This window comes from Lysinibacillus sp. RC46 (assembly GCF_041262385.1).
Lineage (GTDB): Bacteria > Bacillota > Bacilli > Bacillales_A > Planococcaceae > Lysinibacillus.
On the sequence record NZ_JBGCCF010000034.1, the window covers coordinates 36120 to 54392 of the forward strand.

Genomic DNA, 18273 nt, shown 5'->3' on the forward strand with positions numbered 1-18273 from the left:
CGTAGCGACAGGTACGGATGTTTGTACACCGCTGAAAGAAGTTAAAAAAAGCCACTCATTCTGTAATAGAAGAGTGACTTTATTATTTACATAAAGATAATAATAGCTAGTACAGCAGCAAGTACTATACGATAAATAGCAAATGGCATTAATTTCACTTTTGAAATAAGTGCTAAGAAGAATTTAATTGATAGTAATGCAAAGATAAATGAGCTAATGAAGCCTACTGCATAGAATCCAAAATAATCCATAGATAGCGTATCCCAGTTTTTCAGTACAGATACTAAACTAGCACCCGCCATAATAGGTACTGCCATAATGAAAGTAAAATCTGCCGCCACGCGGTGACTCATGCCAAATAGTACACCACCAGATATCGTTGCCCCTGAACGGGAGAATCCTGGCCAAAGTGATAAACATTGTACTAACCCTACTTTAAAAGCTAAACCATAAGAAATTTTATCTAGAGAATCCACTTTCGGTCTTTTCGGTGCTAATTTATCGGCAGCAATCATTAAAAGTGCTCCAGCTACTAATGCATAAATAACATGCTCTACTTTAAATAAATGATCATCGATAAAATCTTTGAACGCAAAACCTAATATAACTGCTGGCAACATACCCACAATCACATGTAGTAAGTTGAAGTGACCTTTCACTGATTTCGATTGGCCATCAATTTTATAAAGTCCAACTAAATTTAACATTCGTTTCCACATAACAACGACTACCGCTAAAATGGAGCCTAGCTGTACAACGATTTTAAATGTATTGGCAGGATACTTCCCTAAAAACTCCTCTGTCTTTAGCCACATATCGTCCACAATAATCATATGTCCTGTCGACGAAACTGGCGCAAACTCCGTCATTCCCTCGACAAAGCCTAAAATAAGCGCCTTTAATAATTCAATGATATCCACGTTTTCACCTTACCTTTTGTTAATTAAATACCAACATATTATAAAATACACTTTTTCATATACTATGACTATAGCATTCAGTTATGAGTAGACTGAGGGACATGGGCAACTTACCAACTAACGAAAATTTATATCTACAACCCATAATTCGGAACGGCTGCCTATTCGCATTGGGGGACCCCAAAAGCCAAAACCTGATGAAACAAGTGTATGCATTTTTTCCTTCATTTTATAACCATAGTCGAGCTCAAATACACGAGCCGTTATATACTGATTAGGCCATAGTTGACCTTTATGTGTATGCCCTGACATATGGAAGTCTACGCCCATTTTGGCAGGCGTATTTAAATCATTTGGGGTATGATTCATAACAAACCAAGGCAAGTCATCTGCTGTCTTCAATGCATCAAGTTGCTTTCTATCCTTGTTTGTAATATCCTCTTGCCCCGTTAATACTATCACATTATCGATTCTAATAGTTTCATCACACAAAACTTTTACATTAGCGTTTTCCATCTCTTTAATAAATTCTGGGATTTTCTTGCCATAGTATTCGTGATTGCCTAATACACCGTACACTCCATATGTAGATGTTAATTGCTTCATCACATCTGCCATTCCATCTTTAACAAACCATTTAGGATCATCATCCACAATATCCCCAGCTAAAAAGACGATGTCCGGCTGTGCTTCATTCGATAAAGTAACGAAGCGCTGTAAATGTCTTTTATTTGAAAGAACCCCTAAATGAAAATCTGATGCAACTACAACTCTCATCGAATCTAGCTCACTACTCTTTTTATCCATCGTTATTTCTAAATGACGGACAACAGGGGAATATGCTAAATAAGTGCCTACAATGCTTAGTACAAAAAACATAGCAACTGCAATACCACCTATTATCTGTACACTTTTAAAAGGACTTAGCCAAAGAATCAAGTGGGCTGCCAAACAAAGTAGTAATCCGTATTCAAAAATAAACATCCAGTAATTATGGATAATTGAAAACACCCGTAAAGACTCATGCAATCTGCTAATCATAATACTAAACGCAATGATATACAGCACTAACCAATATAAAATTGGATAACGGAACCATCCCATTGCCACAAGCCAATGTCTCAATCCCCATCCTAAGTAAAAAGTTAATGTACTATATATACTTAATAAAAGAATTCCGCCAATTACTTTAGGCATTTCAGTTCCCTACTTTCATATAGTCTTAGTTGATTATAGCATTATACTTAACACTCTCTGATAGAAAGTAAGTGCAAAAGGACAAGCAATCAGCTCATGATATTAAGTGTATATATCCCTTGTAATTTAATTGTATGATTTACATGACAATCTAATTAGGAAAGTGACAATATCGTAACCTGGGCAAATGATTAGACCTCTTTTGGTTTACAGATGAGACCTTTGAGCGCTCATCGGACGCCTCAAGAAAGCGCCTATGAAATCAAATTATGTTATGAAAGACCGCTCCTTACAATTCATTATGATTATAAGATTATGTAAAAAATCTATGAATAATATACTTTAATTTTTCTGAATCTTTAGGTAACATTATAATTGCAAGAAAAAATTTACACATGTACGGGAGAAAAAAGGGGTGTTGTTCATATGGCAAAATATAAATTCGAATCAACAGAGCATGAGTTATTTCGTAAAACCTTACGTAAGTTTTTAGCAGAAGAAGCTGAGCCACACTATCCACACTGGGAGAAAGATCATCTTATTCCACTTGAGTTTTGGCGTAAGCTCGGAGAAATGGGCTATCTATGCCCTCAAGTAGAAGAACAATACGGCGGCCTCGGACTAGATTTTAGTTTTGGCGTTATTATTCAAGAAGAGCTTGAGCGTGTAGGTTCGAGCCTTATTGGCGTTGGTCTACATAACGATATTGTTGTTCCTTATATTGAGGCATACGGCTCAAATGAGCAAAAATCACGCTGGCTACCGAAATGTGTTACAGGAGAACATATTACAGCAATTGCTATGACGGAGCCAGGCACAGGTTCAGATTTGGCAAACATCCAAACTACTGCTATTCGTGATGGCGATCACTATATCGTCAACGGACAAAAAACATTTATTACAAATGGTATTCATACAAATTTAGCGGTTGTTGCCGTAAAAACAAATCCTCAGGCTGAAAAAAAGCATCGTGGCATTAGCCTCCTTGTCATTGAGGACGGTACACCGGGCTTCACGAAAGGTCGCAAACTCGAAAAAGTTGGCATGCACGCGCAGGACACAGCCGAGCTATATTTTGAGGATTGTCGTGTACCAGTAGAGAATCTCCTAGGCGAAGAAGGTAAAGGCTTTATCTATATGATGGAAAAACTGCAGCAAGAGCGTTTAGCAGTAGCCATCGCCGCACAAGCCGCTGCTGAAGACATGCTATCTTTAACAATTGATTATGTGAAATCACGCGAAGCTTTTGGAAAGTCAATTAGTGACTTCCAAAACACGCAATTTAAAATAGCTGAAATGGCGACAAAAATTGAACTTGGCAAATCATTTTTAGAATCTTTAATAGAGGAACATATCGCAGGAAATGATGTTGTGACAAAAGTTTCAATGGCAAAATACTGGATAACGGAAAATGCACGTGAGCTTGCTGTCCAGTGCATGCAGTTACATGGTGGCTACGGTTATATGGAGGAATACAAGATTGCTAGAAGATATCGAGATATTCCTGTCATGTCCATTTATGCAGGTACCAATGAAGTCATGAAAGTGATTATAGCCAAGAATTTAGGTTTATAACTAAGTATTTAAATAAAATATGGCTCTTCGGCAAAACGAGGGGTTGAAGTGACGGATTGATGAGCCGAAACGACGGATGAAAAAGCTTAAGCGACGGATTGAAGTGCTGAAACGACGGATGAAATTGCCTAAGCGACGGATTGATGGGCCGAAATGACGGATTGAAACCTAAGCGACGGAATAAAGGGCCGAAATGACGGATGAAATTGCCTAAGCGACGGATTGATGGGTCGATATGACGGATTGAAACCTAAGCGACGGAATAAAGAGCCGAAATGACGGATAGAACCGGCAAAGTCGTGGATAGAACTGCTAAGTCGCAGATAGAACGGCCAAAGTTGTTTTTCAAAGTAAAAGAACAGCGGCAAAATGTTTGCCGCTGTTCTTTGTCTATGCTGTTGGAATTCGAACGATTACTTTAAATAAATCTCCGTCTACCTCTATACTCATACGAGCACCATGCAAATCTACAATGGATTGTGCAATGGCTAAGCCTAGACCTGAGCCCTCTGTATGGCGTGAAGCATCCGCTCGCTTAAAGCGTTCAAATAACTCATCGGCATTCTCGCTAATTTCATATTTTGCAACATTCTTCACTGTGAATTCTGCATCGCCCTCAGCAGTACGCTTCAATGTTACATAGACACGTGTGCCTTCTAATGCATATTTCAATACGTTAACGATTAAATTATCGATCAGTCTCCACCATTTTTGTCCGTCCACATACGCGTAGATTGGCTCATTTGGTTTTGTCAGGCGTAAATCTAAATGGGCCTGTGCTAAATCTTCCTCATGCTCCCCTACCGCTTGTTGTATAAGCTGGGTTAAATCAACTCGAGTGCGATGAAGCTCCATATTACCACTCGCCATTTTAGACACTTCAAAAAGATCCTCAATCAATAATTTTAGACGTTCTGATTTTTTATCAAGGATATGAATGTATTGCTTACGCTCTTCCTCAGTAATATCAGGATTTTTCAGTAAATCTGTATACGTAATAATAGATGTTAACGGCGTGCGTAAATCGTGACTAACATTCGTAATAAGCTCTGTTTTTAAACGCTCACTTTTTGCCTGCTCATGCATAGATGTGCGTACGCCTTCTCTTAAATGATTAAGATTTTCTGCATGCCCCGCGAGTGGTGATTTGCCCATTACCTTGACATCGCGATTTAAACGCCCTTCTGCCATGTCTTTTGTGTCCTTCATAATTCGATTTAAATAGCCCATTCTAGAAAGGAAGAGAATCATAGCTGGAATACCGATTATTACGCAGATGCCCAATACTAGAACGGTGAATCCGCTGCCTCTTAGCATTGAAGCAACAAGGCTTCCACCACCGAAAAATGCTGCCCCAATCATCACAATAGAATGTGATGCAATGGAACGATTTATAAATAAATCCGTGATTGATTCGCCAAGTGACCATAAATAGCTAGCTTTTAAGTTCTCCTTTAATTTCTGTGCTGTATTCACTCGATCATACAACCAAATAAGCTGTACAAAGAACAGCATTGCAATAATGATTAAGACACCTATTTTAAACAGCAAACTAATTAAGTAATGTACATAGTTAGATTGATAAGAAACAAACTCAATCGATTCAAAAGCAATTTGAGATGCTATCAAATATATGAATGCGCTTATTAATAATAATCCAATTGTGTAATCAATTTTCATCTTTGCAAGAGCTTCTTTTTCCTTTAAACCTCGTACCATTTGCAGTACTTCTTTACGCCCTTTCCATGCAAAAATAGCTGCCACAATACTCGTTAACCATATAAAGTAGAACATGTATTGATTGCGTGTAAAATGGTCATATCCTTCCAAGATGTCGACTGCTTGTGCCGATTTTTTTGAGATGGTTATAATACCAGTGTAATCAGAAGTTTCCCTCAAATCCTCTATATCCACGTAGGTATCAGTTCGGTAAACAAATTGGTTTAAATTATTACTTATATTCCAAGTAGTTAATGGGTGTTGTCCGTTATACTTAATTTTGAACGCACTACTATCCGAAACATCACCTGAACGATATGTTTTGCCTGTTTCAGTGTTCGTTAATTCATAAGACCAATAATTATTATTTTTCACAAAACTCTTTGCTTCTTCTTTTGCTGCCTTTATATATTGATCAACAAGCTCTTCCTTTTGAGCCAGAATTTTTTTACGGACATGCTCATCATCCTCGAAATTAGTCGTAATATCTTTAATTGTTGCATCTCGCTCTTTCTCAAGCTTTGTTTTTAATTCCGTTGCATTTACATTAGCAGCTTCTTGAATACGTCCTTCATATTGAGCTTTAATATTATCTATCTGTTCTCCTAATGATCCATAGTAATTACGATGTTCCTCAATTTGGCTTTGCGTAACCACGATTTTACTTTTTAAATCTTCAGCCGTCGGTAAATTTATTACTAATGGTCCTAATTCTGACTGAAAATTATCTAGTTTACCCTGGAAATTTTCAGATTGAAAATACGACTTCCCAATATATTGGTACCCGATATTAGAGAACGTAAATATACCGAATATTACCCAGATTAAACAAATAAGAGCGAGAAGAGGTTTCCAATTTTTTAACATACTTTTAACTCCTCTCTAAAAAATTCTCTCAAGCAATTGTAGCATTCCCGAAGAGCGTGCAGTTACTATTTGATAGGCATACACACCGAAATAAATTAGTCCAATAACCCCTGCTACAAACCCTGCGATTGTAACATACTGCTCTATTTTATTTTTCCATTTTATAGCCAACGCCCCACACCACCTTTAAATAGCGTGGATTTTTCGGATCTGCTTCGATTTTTTCACGTATTTTTCGAATGTGTACAGCCACAATATTTTCTGCATTGTAAGCTTCCTCATTCCACACACGCTCATAAATCTCTCTTATCGAAAATACACGCCCTGCATTTTTCATTAATAATTCCGTAATCTTATATTCGATTGGTGTTAATCGAACAGGCTCGCCTTCTAAAATGACTTCCTTTGCATCTTCATCTAATACAAGTCCGTCGATTTCTACCTTTGCTGCTCCCTCATTGTACGTCCCAAGTTGTACATAACGTCGTAGCTGAGATTTTACTCGAGCCAACAGCTCTAACGGATGAAAAGGCTTTGTGACGTAATCATCAGCGCCTACAGACAAACCATGAATTTTGTCGCCATCCTCCGCCTTTGCACTAAGCATAATAATTGGAATATTGCGCTCTTCTCTAATTTTAAACGTCGCTGTAATTCCATCCATATTTGGCATCATAATATCTAAAATAATTAAATGTACGTCATTGTTTTCTAATTTTTCGAGTGCCTCTAAGCCGTCAGCAGCTTTAATGACATTGTAACCTTCATTCTTTAAATAGATCTCAATACCATCACGAATATCTTGATCATCGTCTGTTACAAGAACTGTTAGTTTCGTCATGATATACACCTCGCTCTCAATTAATAGTGTACCTTTTAAATCTTAAAAACCAGTTATTATAAAAATGAAGAATTTCTTAAGGTTTTAATTCTTTCAGGGGTTTCCAAACATCCGCTGAAAGAAGTTAAAGCCCCACTCCAATCAACTTATATACAGGGCATATGTTTCAACATATATTTACAAAGGAAAGACCAGTAGAAAGGGCTAGTCCAATTCCCCCATACGGACAGCCCCTTCCTCATTAACAAATTGCCATTACAGTTGCTATTCGCCACACCTTTATCGGCTGTTATTTCCATAGTACTCATTCTAAAGCATCACAAAAGACAGGAGAGCTACCAATCGTTACAGCGGTTCCAATAACTACACCTGTAAGACGAATTGATGAGAAAAAAAGACCTTGAATAACACAATGCTAGCAGCAGCTAAAATTGTCAATTCCCATGACCATTTCAGAAAGTTTATTTTACTTGGCAAAATGGTATTAGCTAATCTTCATTATTGTCCCTCGACCGTCACTACTCATTAACATTAATAATACAGATTTATCCAAAATCAAACAATTACCATTTTCCTTTTTCTTTCATTTATTAACCCATAGTAGGCTTTCTATTAAAGGGAGGTTATAATAAAAACAATAAAAGGAGCGAAATTTATGTATAAAACAATTGAAGAAACAGCCATCGAACTTGGTATGCCAGAAGATCAAGTACTTCGCCTAGTTTACGAGGGCCGTATTCGTTCAGTATACGACGGGGACCAAATACTGATTAATAGTGGGCAGTTCAGCACTTATTTTGAGCAGTTAGATCGTATTAAAGAGGAAATAGAGATTTGGCGGAATACACCTATTCCAGAGGATATTGATGTTAAAGATGAGGATTAAAAAATGCCTATCATTCAAACAATTAGAACATTGTTGAATGATAGGCATCTATTATATTGTTACGACAAATCCAGCTCGTTTACCGATAATTTCCGCATAATCCTCAACCATTACACTAGCTGTTGGATACATACCTGCCCCTGGTCCAATTAGCGTTAATGTGCCAATATAATTTGTGTCCAATGCCACAGCATTATTGACGTCATCAACTGGATAAAGTGGATGTTCTTTATCAACTAATTGTGGCCCAACCTTCGCGACCACTTTACCATCTGCTAGCTTCTCAACCTCAGCTACATGGCGATAACGCAAGCCTTTTTCACACGCTTCTTTTACTTGCTCTGCCGAAATGCTATCAATTCCGACTACTTCGACGTCAGACCAGTCTGGTTGTTCACCAAATGCCAAAGCACTTAAAATCATTAATTTTTTGAAGGCGTCCTGTCCTGAGATATCATTAAATGGATCTGCCTCCGCATAACCTAAATTTTGCGCCTCTTTTAATGCAGTTTCGAACGACCAGCCCTGTGAACGCATTTTCGTTAAAATATAGTTGGATGTCCCATTTAAAACACCCTGAATACGACTAACCTCATTGACAAGCAAAATGTTTTTCATCGTTTTAATAACTGGTACACCGCCAGCGGTCGTTGCTTCAAATCCTACAAAAACACCATTCGCTTTTGCAAGATCCTGTAACTCCAAGCCTCGTTTTGCAAACATTACTTTGTTAGCTGTGATGACATGACATTTATGTTCAACAGCGCGCTTTAAATAAGTAAAAGCTGGCTCCTCATTGACGATTGCCTCAAAAACAACCTGCATACCTGGTTCTGCTAAGACTTCATCCATACTAGTTGTCATTAAATGCGCGGTACCTGGTACACGTTCACGGCTAGTGTCTGTAACTAAAATTTTTGCTACTTCTAGCTCAATTCCTAATTTATTTTTAAGCTCTTCACGCTTTTCGTTTAATATATGGTAAATTCCTTGACCTACCGTTCCAAATCCTAATATAGCTGCCTTTATAGTTGCCATTCCTATTCCCTCCAACTTACATTCCGCAGTTTCATTATATTTATTTCGTCTCAGCTTAATTCTTACAGATTTTGAATTGTGTGCCGACTATACAAAGCAGGTCAGTTTGCCGTGTTTCTAACACTTCGTCTTCAAACAGATATTTAGTCATGGCGTTTCACTTTCGCTACAAAAAACATTCTGAATGAAGATACACTGTGAAACAAACAAATTCAAATAATTCAAAAATCAACTTAAAGAAAATTGTAACGTAAATACATACATTGCACAAGAAAAATCTTTCTAGGATGGACATTTGTTTCCTGTAGACGTGCAAAGGAAATCGTTTTCATCCCTTTTATTATATGATTTTTCACTTAAATCTATAATGATTGAACAAATATTGACGTTTCTTTACCAATTATGCCTCGGCATAATTGCGTCCGGAATCGGCTTTGTGCTTAGGCCTGCGTGATGCAGGTCAGTTAGCCGTTATCGCATGGATGCGATGATTTTAGGCTAACATCCTATGTGAGCTCTTTCCGATTCCGTGACATCCGCCGGAGGCTTTGGGCCAACTTGATGTCGTTGCCACAGGACGTGGCGTTCTTAGACTGAGTTCCTCTATTTCAGTGGATGTTTACTGAAAGAAGAAAATAAATGCCTTTCTTCTATTATATATATGTATGTAAAGACATTCATAAAAATTGTTCTTTTGAAATATATTAATAAAATTTTTTCTGTATATCTTCATCATCTAATTTAAAAAGCTCATTCCCTGTAGCAGCAGAGAATGAGCCAAATATATGAGGGATAATTAACTAGCTTTGGCTAGCAATTTATAACGATATTGTGTTAAAGCTTGTTGCACCAGTCTTATTTCCTCCTGCGTAAAATTTGGTATTGCATACGTACGTTCAACTAATTGGAATGTGCCGTATTTTAAATAATACTCTGTCGCAGGTAGAGGAATATGATTTGCTCCATAGCTTTCATAAGCTTCGAAAACTTCTTTTACTGTATAGCCTTCCTCTTTGACATAAACCATTTCCTTAAAAGCAGAATGTCCAAAGATCTCTTGCCATTTACGCTCAACTGACACAAGTATGTTTTGAATGGACATGTTGTTCACAAACACATGACCTTCATTTAATTCATAAATAAGATAAGATGCAATGTTTTGCGCACTATACACATTTCCCATTTAAAACACTCCTTTATCATCAGTTTTGTAGATAAGAGTAGCTACTGGCTGAGTAACTACTCCTCTTCATATATTCAAAAGTGGGGGAGCACTTATGAAACTAAATTAGTTTGAGCATTAATTGAAAACACTTTACCGATCAACAAGTCGGCGCTTTAAATTGGTTCTAGGTTGGTAGCCCTTCGAACACTTTTCTTATTTCCTAGTATAAAACAAGGATTTAACCAAGTCAACAATACTTATAAAATTACTAGGTATTAATTTTAAACCATTTCATTACTCTCACCAAATGAGGGGAGCGGATGATGTAGCAACGTTTGACGCATTACCAAATGAGGCCTATCGAATGAGAAAATACGTAAACGCTACAACATTAGCCAATGTATTTTATTTATTAAGCTTCTACTTCTTGTTGTGAAGCTGTTACTTGTTCAATAGCTTGTTCTAAATCTGCAATGATGTCCTCTACTGCCTCTAAACCGATTGATAAGCGAATGAGCGACTCGGTTACGCCAGTTTGGATTAGCTCTTCAGCAGATAGTTGCTGATGTGTAGTAGATGCTGGATGAATAATTAATGATTTAGCATCCCCTACATTTGCTACGTGTGAGAATAATTTCACACTATCGATTAATTTACGCCCTGCTTCACGTCCACCTTTAATGCCAAATGTAAGCACAGAACCGAAGCCATTTCTTAAATATTTTTTAGCTAAATTATGGGTAGGGAAATCTTCTAAGCCGTTGTAATTTACATATTCCACAGATGGGTGGTTTCGTAAATATTCAGCTACTGCTAATGCATTTTCATTGTGTTTAGGAATACGCAAATGAAGCGTTTCTAAACCTTGTAATAAATTAAATGCCGCATCAGCACTTAATGTTGGTCCAAAGTCACGTAGCAGTTGCACACGCAGTTTTGTGGCGAATGCTGCATCTGCTGTGTCAATACCATAACGCAAACCGTGATAAGAAGCATCTGGCTCAGTAAAGCCTGGGAAACGTCCACGAGTCCAATCGAACTTCCCTGCATCTACTACAACGCCACCTAAAGTTGTTCCATGACCACCAATCCATTTCGTTGCAGAATGAACAACGATATCTGCACCGTAGTCAATTGGTGTAGAGCCATATGGTGAAGCAAATGTGCTATCAATAATTAATGGCAAGCCGTTTTCATGTGCTATATTTGCTACTGCTTCAATATCTAGTACCTTTAAACTTGGGTTACCGTAAACTTCAGCGAACACGGCCTTTGTTTTATCAGTAATAGCAGCTTTGAAATTTTCTGGATTTGTTTCATCTACAAAAATCGTTTTAATACCGTAGTTTGGTAGTGTGTTAGCGAATAAATTATAAGTACCTCCGTATAAAGAGCTACCTGCAACAATTTCATCGCCTGCCCCTGCAAGATTTAAAATGGAAAACGCGATTGCTGCTGCACCAGATGAAAGTGCTACTGCTGCTGTACCGCCTTCTAATAAAGCGACGCGTTTTTCAAAAACATCTACAGTTGGGTTTGTAATACGAGTGTAAATATTACCAGCTTCCTCTAAGGCAAAAAGACGTTGCGCATGAGCAGTGTCTTTAAAAACGAAAGCCGTTGAGCGATATACGGGTACTGTACGAGATCCTGTTACCGGGTCTGGCTCTTGGCCACCGTGTAACAGCAATGTTTCTGGTTTAAATTTTGTCATTGTATACCTCCAAATGGTTATTTTTTTACGATGGTACCGGAGATGAGGAGGATTTTTTCAGTAGAAAACAAAAACCCTCTTCAGCTAAGAAGAGGGTTGCGGTTGCAAGTTTTCCTCCCCTTATCTGCCAGATCCAAGTAAGAATCTGTAGGAATTAGCACCTTAGCAAGTTCGTCACTTACTGGTTGCCGGGCATCATAGGGCCTATCCCTCCGCCGCTCTTGATAAGAGTATGAGATTCAATTTCCATCGTTGTTACAAAGTATAAACATAGACTTTTTCTCTGTCAATACTAAAATTTTATTTTTTCCGAAACTTCTGTCTGCTTCTTTACGTAATCCAAACACATACACTATTTTAGATATTTATTGTTTTGGTCACCAAAGCATGGACTGATTTCCGTTTCGGCTGGGCGTTTCCTAGGGGCTTCGGGCTAACACAATGTTAGAACTTTTGTGATGAACCCATTATTTGGAAAGGAGAATTTTTATGATAAAAGCCGTTATTATTTTTCTTCTTGTTGGTTATTTGATTGGCTGTATTCACGGCTCTAAAGTTGCTCAGTTTTTATCAGGGGTAGATTTAAAAATGGCCGGTCATGGCAATGCAGGTGCCTCTAATGCAACACTTTCCCTTGGCTGGAAATACGGCATATTAGTTGCACTGATCGATATCGGTAAAGGCGTTGCAGCTATAATCGGTGCACATGTTTATTTAGCAGATATAACACAATTAACAGAAGTACAAGTTTGGCTCTTCATCTATATCGTAGCTTCCGGTGTCATTCTAGGTCATAATTTCCCATTTTATATGGGCTTCAATGGCGGTAAAGGAACTGCTTCAATCATAGGAATATTACTTGCGATTGATTGGAAAATTGGCTTGTTTGCACTCATTTTATTTGTTATTTTATCTTTCGTGACGAACTATTTAATTGTCGGTGTACTTGAATTTTATCTCGTTTTTTGTACAGCCACTTATTTATGGATTCCTGGAGTTGGCCCAACGATTTTAGCCCTATTACTTTTTGGTATAGCCATCATTTTGCATATCGAAAATATTAAGCGATTGATGCTAGGAACTGAGCCTAAAGTAACTTCAGCATTCAAAAAGAAAAAATAAAATCTTTTGGATATTTTTGTCTTTTCTTTGACCGTATATTTTCTCGCAACTGCCCATTATCGCTATAAATAGAGGGTATTTCACATACTAGTTTTTTTACAATAATTAGACAAATTAACTTTCTTAATAAAGCATTTTACTAGCCGATGTGAAAATTACAGTCATGTTTAAGAAAGGATGAAAAGTATGTCTACTTCTGAACAAGCAAAACAGAAACGTAATTTGAAACCACTCTGGATTGGATTAGCCTTCGCTTCATTAATCATCATTACTTTTTTACCTAACAACGGCGATTTACCTGTAGCCGGACAACGAGCTTTGGCTATTTTAGCTTTCGCGGTCATCCTATGGGTTACAGAAGCAGTATCCTATCCCGTTAGCTCTGCCATGATTATTGCTCTCGTTACAATCTTACTAGGGCTAGCTCCGTCAATGGAAGATCCAACGAGAGCGTTAGGAACATCGGATGCATTAAAGTTAGCATTAAGCGGATTTAGTAATTCTGCAGTTGCACTAGTAGCCGCAGCTCTTTTCCTAGCGGCAGCCATGCAAATTACGAATTTACATAAACGTCTTGCGCTTTGGATACTTTCACTAGTTGGGACAAAAACGAAAGCCATTGTATTCGGTGCTATTTTAGTATCTATTGCACTCGCATTCTTTGTCCCTTCTGCTACTGCACGTGCAGGCGCAGTTGTACCAATACTACTCGGAATGGTAGCAGCATTTGGTTTACCACGTGATAGTCGACTTGCTGCTTTACTAGTCATTACTTCTGTACAAGCTGTTTCCATTTGGAACATCGGTATTAAAACGGCAGCAGCTCAAAATATGGTCGCTTTAAATTTCATCAAAGAACAATTCGGTGTAGATATTTCTTGGGGTGCTTGGTTACTTTACGCTGCCCCCTTCTCAATCATCATGTCAGTGGCTCTATTTTTCATTATGATTACACTAATTAAACCTGAAACAAGTAATATTGAAGGTGGTAAAGAAGTAATCAAAAAACAGCTTGCGGAACTTGGTCCATTAAAAGCTCCCGAAATTCGATTAATCATCACATCGGTAGTTTTACTATTTTTCTGGGCAGCAGAGGGTAAACTCCACCCATTCGATACGACAACCGTCACAATCGTTGCAATCGCCATTTTATTAATGCCAAAAATCGGAGTCTATTCGTGGAAGCAAGTTGAGCCTCATATTCCTTGGGGAACAATTATCGTCTTTGCAGTAGGAATTATGCTAGGAACAGTCTTGCTTAATACTAAAGGTGCATCGTGGTTATCAGATAAGGTATTCGGTTCACTCGGTTTAGATTCTATGCCAATTCTTGCAACAATTGCGCTTGTCACTTTATTTAATATTCTTATTCATTTAGGCTTTGCGAGTGCAACAAGCTTAGCATCTGCACTTATACCAGTATTTATCGTTTTAGCCTCAACATTAACGGCTAATGTCGATCAGGTTGGTTTCGTTATCGTGCAACAATTCGTTATTAGCTTTGGCTTCCTCTTACCTATTAGTGCACCGCAAAATATGCTTGCCTATGGTACAGGAGCCTTTACAACAAAGGATTTCTTAAAATCTGGTATTCCATTAACGATTATTGGATACATCCTAGTTCTTCTATTCTCCGCAACATATTGGAAATGGATTGGCTTATTGTAAAAAGCAGCTAGGGTTTTCTTTGGACACCTGAGCACTTGAGAGGGTTACCTGATCACTTACCGGGGTTACCGATCACTTCGCGGGGCTACCTAAGCTTTCGGGACAACATTAATAACAATCAAAAGCCTTGAAGGAACAGGTCAACTGTCCTTCAAGGCTTTTATTACTTTATTATTTCAATAAAGCAGGGTTCTTCATCGTACCATTTTTTGCGTAATTCACATGCCAGGAAAGCGCTTTTTCTAGTTCGTGTGGCGTATGGTGCCCACCTGTTGCTTCATTGGCATCGTTAAAATACTTCCATAATTGCTCACGATATTCCGGGTGTGCACAGTGATCGATAATGAGCCCAACCCGTTCTTTTGGAGCCAGCCCACGTAAGTCTGCTACTCCCTGCTCTGTTACGATAACGTCTACATCATGCTCTGTATGGTCTACATGCGATACCATTGGAACGATACTAGAAATATTTCCGCCTTTCGCGTAAGATTTTGTGACGAAAATACCTAATCGTGCATTACGTGCAAAGTCTCCAGAGCCACCGATTCCATTCATCATTTTCGTGCCAGAAACATGCGTAGAATTCACATTCCCATAAATATCTACTTCGAGTGCTGTATTAACAGAAATTAACCCGAGTCGGCGAATAATTTCTGGTTGGTTTGAGATTTCTTGCGGACGTAATACTAGCTTATCTGCATACTTTTCAAAATCACCATAAACTCGGTTTCCTACTTCTTCGGAAAGGGTAATAGAAGTAGCAGATGCGAAGTTTACTTTTCCTGCATCAATTAATTCGAATACTGCATCTTGCAGTACTTCTGAATATACTTCTAAGTTCTCAAACTCAGAATCTCTAAAACCTAATAAAACGGCGTTTGCAACTGAGCCTACACCGGATTGAATTGGTCTTAAGCTTGTTGTTAAACGACCTACTTTAATTTCTTCTCGTAGGAAATTTAATAAATGATTGGCCATAATATCTGTTTCTTCATCTGCAGGAACAATCGTTGATGGCGCATCTAAAATATCTGAAATCACTATGCCCTTTACTTTATCTAAATCTAGTGGTATGCCAATTGCGCCAAGCCGATCGGATACATTTTGTAATGGAATTGGATCACGTTTTCCCTGTGGACCTGGTACAAAAATATCATGGACACCCTCTAATGCATCAAGCTGAGCTACGTTCAACTCAATGATTATTTGGTCTGCTTCTTGCACAAAAATCGGAGAGTTACCAACTGAAGTTGTAGGAATTAGTAAGCCGTCTTCTGTAATAGCAGCTGCTTCAATAATCGCAAAATCAATAGGACCAATAATGCCTTGACGTACTAACTCCGCATTATGTGAAAGATGAGCATCAACAAATGCGATTTCACCACTGTTGATTTTGTTACGAATACCAGCATCCGCTTGGAAAGGTCCACGTTTACGAATAACGCCAGCTTCCGCTAAGTATTGGTCAACCTCTGGACCAAGTGATGCACCTGTATACACATCTACCTGGAAGCTCTCTTTTTTAGCTTTCTCCACAAGTGCAAGAGGTACCACTTTAACATCACCAGCACGTGTAAACCCGCTCATTCCAAGTACCATACCATCTTTAATCCAAGATGCTGCTTCTTCTGCTGTTACAACCCTGCTCCGTAGCTGTTCATTACGAAGCTTTTTCGCCAACTTTTCTGCCATCCCTTATTCCTCCATCCGACTTTATTTTTATTCAACTAATTACTCGGTTTAATCCACTGGTATAGTCATCCAATTATTAGAAATCTAACCAAATAAACCGTCCATACATAATTTTAAACTATTTAGAATTTTTAATCTATAACTAACAAAATATTTTATTATACGAGAGATTTTATGCATTCGTAAATTATCTGAAAATAACTTCAACATCGAAAAAATTCGATTTTGAAGACGAAGCGTGATATGCTCTTGGTATATATAAAGGGAAAAAGGAGATTTTATAAATGGTTAAAGAACTATTACGGAACCACTCTTCGGTTCGTATTTATGATGGAAATCCGATTTCAAAAGAAATTATTGAAGAATTAATTGCTACTGCACAAATGGCTGCTACATCACATTTTGTACAAGCTTATAGTGTCATTTGGGTAACAGATGCCGAGAAAAAAGAAAAATTAGGATTGCTCTCTGGTAATCCTCGTCAATACGAAACTTCTGGCGGTGCCTTTGTCTTTTGTGTAGATTTCAAACGTCTTCAATCAGCAGGTAAATTAGAAGGTGTAGACATTGTAGCTGATTCGGCAGAAAACGTACTTGTTGGAGTAGCCGATGTATCATTATTCGCACAAAACTTTGTCGTTGCCGCAGAATCTATGGGATATGGAATTTGTTACATTGGAGGAGTGCGTAATAAGCTTGAAGAAATAAGCGAATTATTCAATCTACCTGACTATGTTTTCCCACTATTCGGCTTAACAATTGGAGTTCCTGCTCGTCGCAATGAAGTAAAACCTCGTTTACCTGTCGCAGCAGTATTACATGAAAATGAGTACAATGCAGAAAAATACGAGGAGCTTTTACCAGCTTACAACGACACAATGGAAGCATACTACAATTCTCGCTCATCCAATCGAAAAATTGATAACTGGACAAAGCAAATGGCTGATTTTTTAATTGAACAACGCCGTCCTCATATCAAAGATTTCTTAGCGAAAAAGGGTTTTAATTGGAAATAATTTCATCAGCAAGCTATGTGGAGTTACTATCTTATGATAATAACTCCACTTTTTTATGTTTTGTTTAATTGGATTGTAGATGAGCGGTTTCAAGTATCATTATCAGAAATTTTAAAAAGATGCTAAAATTAAATAAATAGAATAGGAGGAAAATAAATTGATTACATTAAAACCTATGAACCAAGAGGAGTTCAAACAATATATTAGTTATGCAATTGAAGACTACGCAAAAGACAAGATCGCTTCCGGAAATTGGACTGAAGATGAAGCGCTTGACTTGTCGAGGGAATCATTTGAACGACTACTACCACAAAATGAGAAGACCGAGAATAATCATTTATTCTCTATCTTTCACAACGATATCTTAGTTGGAATGATTTGGATTTCGCAAAAGGCGCCTACAAATCCTAATGAAGGTTTTATATATGATTTTGTGATTTTTGAACAATATCAAGGGCAGGGGTATGGCAAGAAAGCAATGAAAGAAGCTGAAATTATTGCTAAAGAGTTAGGTATGAATAAAATTGGTCTAAACGTTTTTGGTCATAATAAAATTGCACGTGGCTTATATGAAAAAATGGGTTATGAAATTACGAATATTACAATGGCTAAAATGATTTGATAATGCAACACCAAAGCCCAAGTACTAATTAATTTTGAGCCTGGGCTATATAATGTCGACACTTCTTCAACTAATAAGGTAGGGTTAACGTTTACTAAAAAATTGCAAACAAAAAAGTCGAGGAATAAATCCTCGACTTTTTCAGGTGCCTAGCGACGTCCTACTCTCACAGGGGGAAGCCCCCAACTACCATCGGCGCTAAAGAGCTTAACTTCCGTGTTCGGTATGGGA

At 37.8% G+C, this 18273-nt stretch carries 16 protein-coding genes, 1 rRNA gene and 1 riboswitch; of the genes, 6 read left to right on the forward strand and 11 right to left on the reverse strand.

The window, feature by feature from the left end; all coding sequences use genetic code 11:
• Positions 1-86: 86 nt before the first annotated feature.
• Together ABH966_RS22675 and ABH966_RS22680 are read right to left on the reverse strand one after the other, a co-directional pair.
• On the reverse strand, positions 87-920 hold the full coding sequence (locus ABH966_RS22675; RefSeq protein WP_370082414.1) for an undecaprenyl-diphosphate phosphatase: 834 nt from the start codon (positions 918-920) through the stop codon (positions 87-89).
• A gap of 117 nt (positions 921-1037) precedes the next feature.
• On the reverse strand, positions 1038-2117 hold the full coding sequence (locus ABH966_RS22680) for a metallophosphoesterase (RefSeq protein ID WP_370082416.1): 1080 nt from the start codon (positions 2115-2117) through the stop codon (positions 1038-1040).
• Between the two features lie 426 nt (positions 2118-2543).
• On the opposite strand from ABH966_RS22680, the gene ABH966_RS22685 reads away from it, so the two are divergent.
• Positions 2544-3692, forward strand: coding sequence for an acyl-CoA dehydrogenase family protein (locus ABH966_RS22685; RefSeq protein ID WP_370082418.1), 1149 nt, complete (start codon positions 2544-2546; stop codon positions 3690-3692).
• A gap of 128 nt (positions 3693-3820) precedes the next feature.
• Here ABH966_RS22685 and ABH966_RS22690 read toward each other — a convergent pair whose 3' ends face one another.
• From ABH966_RS22690 to ABH966_RS22705, 4 genes are read right to left on the reverse strand one after another with little or no spacing between them, the layout of a single operon-like run.
• Positions 3821-4060 carry a hypothetical protein gene (locus ABH966_RS22690; protein WP_370082420.1) on the reverse strand — a complete coding sequence of 80 codons (240 nt, stop codon included), beginning with the start codon at positions 4058-4060 and terminating at the stop codon, positions 3821-3823.
• 22 nt (positions 4061-4082) lie between these two features.
• Positions 4083-6278, reverse strand: a complete 2196-nt coding sequence (locus ABH966_RS22695) for a sensor histidine kinase (RefSeq protein WP_370082422.1) — start codon at positions 6276-6278, stop codon at positions 4083-4085.
• A 15-nt stretch (positions 6279-6293) separates the two neighbouring features.
• Positions 6294-6449: a hypothetical protein gene (locus ABH966_RS22700; protein WP_370082424.1), complete on the reverse strand. Its 156-nt coding sequence runs from the start codon at positions 6447-6449 to the stop codon at positions 6294-6296.
• Positions 6427-7119 carry a response regulator transcription factor gene (locus ABH966_RS22705; RefSeq protein WP_370082426.1) on the reverse strand — a complete coding sequence of 231 codons (693 nt, stop codon included), beginning with the start codon at positions 7117-7119 and terminating at the stop codon, positions 6427-6429. The genes ABH966_RS22700 and ABH966_RS22705 overlap by 23 nt, the downstream gene beginning before the upstream one ends.
• A 655-nt stretch (positions 7120-7774) precedes the next feature.
• Between ABH966_RS22705 and ABH966_RS22710 the strand changes: the two genes are divergently transcribed.
• Complete coding sequence (locus ABH966_RS22710; protein WP_049667308.1) at positions 7775-8005, forward strand: MerR family transcriptional regulator; 231 nt, start codon at positions 7775-7777, stop codon at positions 8003-8005.
• A 51-nt stretch (positions 8006-8056) separates the two neighbouring features.
• On the opposite strand, the gene ABH966_RS22715 is transcribed toward ABH966_RS22710, so the two are convergent.
• From ABH966_RS22715 to ABH966_RS22725, 3 genes are all read right to left on the reverse strand, one after another.
• Positions 8057-9043, reverse strand: a complete 987-nt coding sequence (locus ABH966_RS22715) for a homoserine dehydrogenase (protein WP_370082428.1) — start codon at positions 9041-9043, stop codon at positions 8057-8059.
• 796 nt (positions 9044-9839) lie between these two features.
• Positions 9840-10226 (reverse strand): hypothetical protein, encoded by a 387-nt coding sequence (locus ABH966_RS22720; protein WP_370082430.1) that lies wholly within the window; start codon positions 10224-10226, stop codon positions 9840-9842.
• A gap of 394 nt (positions 10227-10620) precedes the next feature.
• Positions 10621-11922: an O-acetylhomoserine aminocarboxypropyltransferase/cysteine synthase family protein gene (locus ABH966_RS22725; RefSeq protein ID WP_370082432.1), complete on the reverse strand. Its 1302-nt coding sequence runs from the start codon at positions 11920-11922 to the stop codon at positions 10621-10623.
• 117 nt (positions 11923-12039) lie between these two features.
• Positions 12040-12153, reverse strand: a riboswitch (SAM riboswitch).
• Between the two features lie 258 nt (positions 12154-12411).
• On the opposite strand from ABH966_RS22725, the gene ABH966_RS22730 reads away from it, so the two are divergent.
• Together ABH966_RS22730 and ABH966_RS22735 are read left to right on the forward strand one after the other, a co-directional pair.
• Positions 12412-13044, forward strand: coding sequence for a glycerol-3-phosphate acyltransferase (locus ABH966_RS22730; protein ID WP_370082434.1), 633 nt, complete (start codon positions 12412-12414; stop codon positions 13042-13044).
• Positions 13045-13230: 186 nt separating this feature from the next.
• Positions 13231-14712 (forward strand): DASS family sodium-coupled anion symporter, encoded by a 1482-nt coding sequence (locus tag ABH966_RS22735; RefSeq protein WP_370082436.1) that lies wholly within the window; start codon positions 13231-13233, stop codon positions 14710-14712.
• 171 nt (positions 14713-14883) lie between these two features.
• Here the strand turns inward: ABH966_RS22735 and ABH966_RS22740 are convergent, their stop codons facing one another.
• Entirely contained in the window at positions 14884-16404 is a 1521-nt protein-coding gene (locus tag ABH966_RS22740) for a succinyl-CoA:acetate CoA-transferase ScpC (RefSeq protein WP_370082438.1), read from the reverse strand.
• A 284-nt stretch (positions 16405-16688) separates the two neighbouring features.
• Between ABH966_RS22740 and chrR the strand changes: the two genes are divergently transcribed.
• Both chrR and ABH966_RS22750 read left to right on the forward strand, forming a co-directional pair.
• Positions 16689-17420 carry a class II chromate reductase ChrR gene (chrR, locus tag ABH966_RS22745; protein ID WP_370082440.1) on the forward strand — a complete coding sequence of 244 codons (732 nt, stop codon included), beginning with the start codon at positions 16689-16691 and terminating at the stop codon, positions 17418-17420.
• 157 nt (positions 17421-17577) lie between these two features.
• A complete protein-coding gene (locus tag ABH966_RS22750) occupies positions 17578-18042 on the forward strand; it encodes a GNAT family N-acetyltransferase (RefSeq protein WP_370082442.1) in 465 nt (154 codons plus the stop codon).
• Positions 18043-18189: 147 nt separating this feature from the next.
• Here ABH966_RS22750 and rrf read toward each other — a convergent pair.
• Positions 18190-18273, reverse strand: a 5S ribosomal RNA gene (gene rrf / locus ABH966_RS22755); the annotation flags it as partial.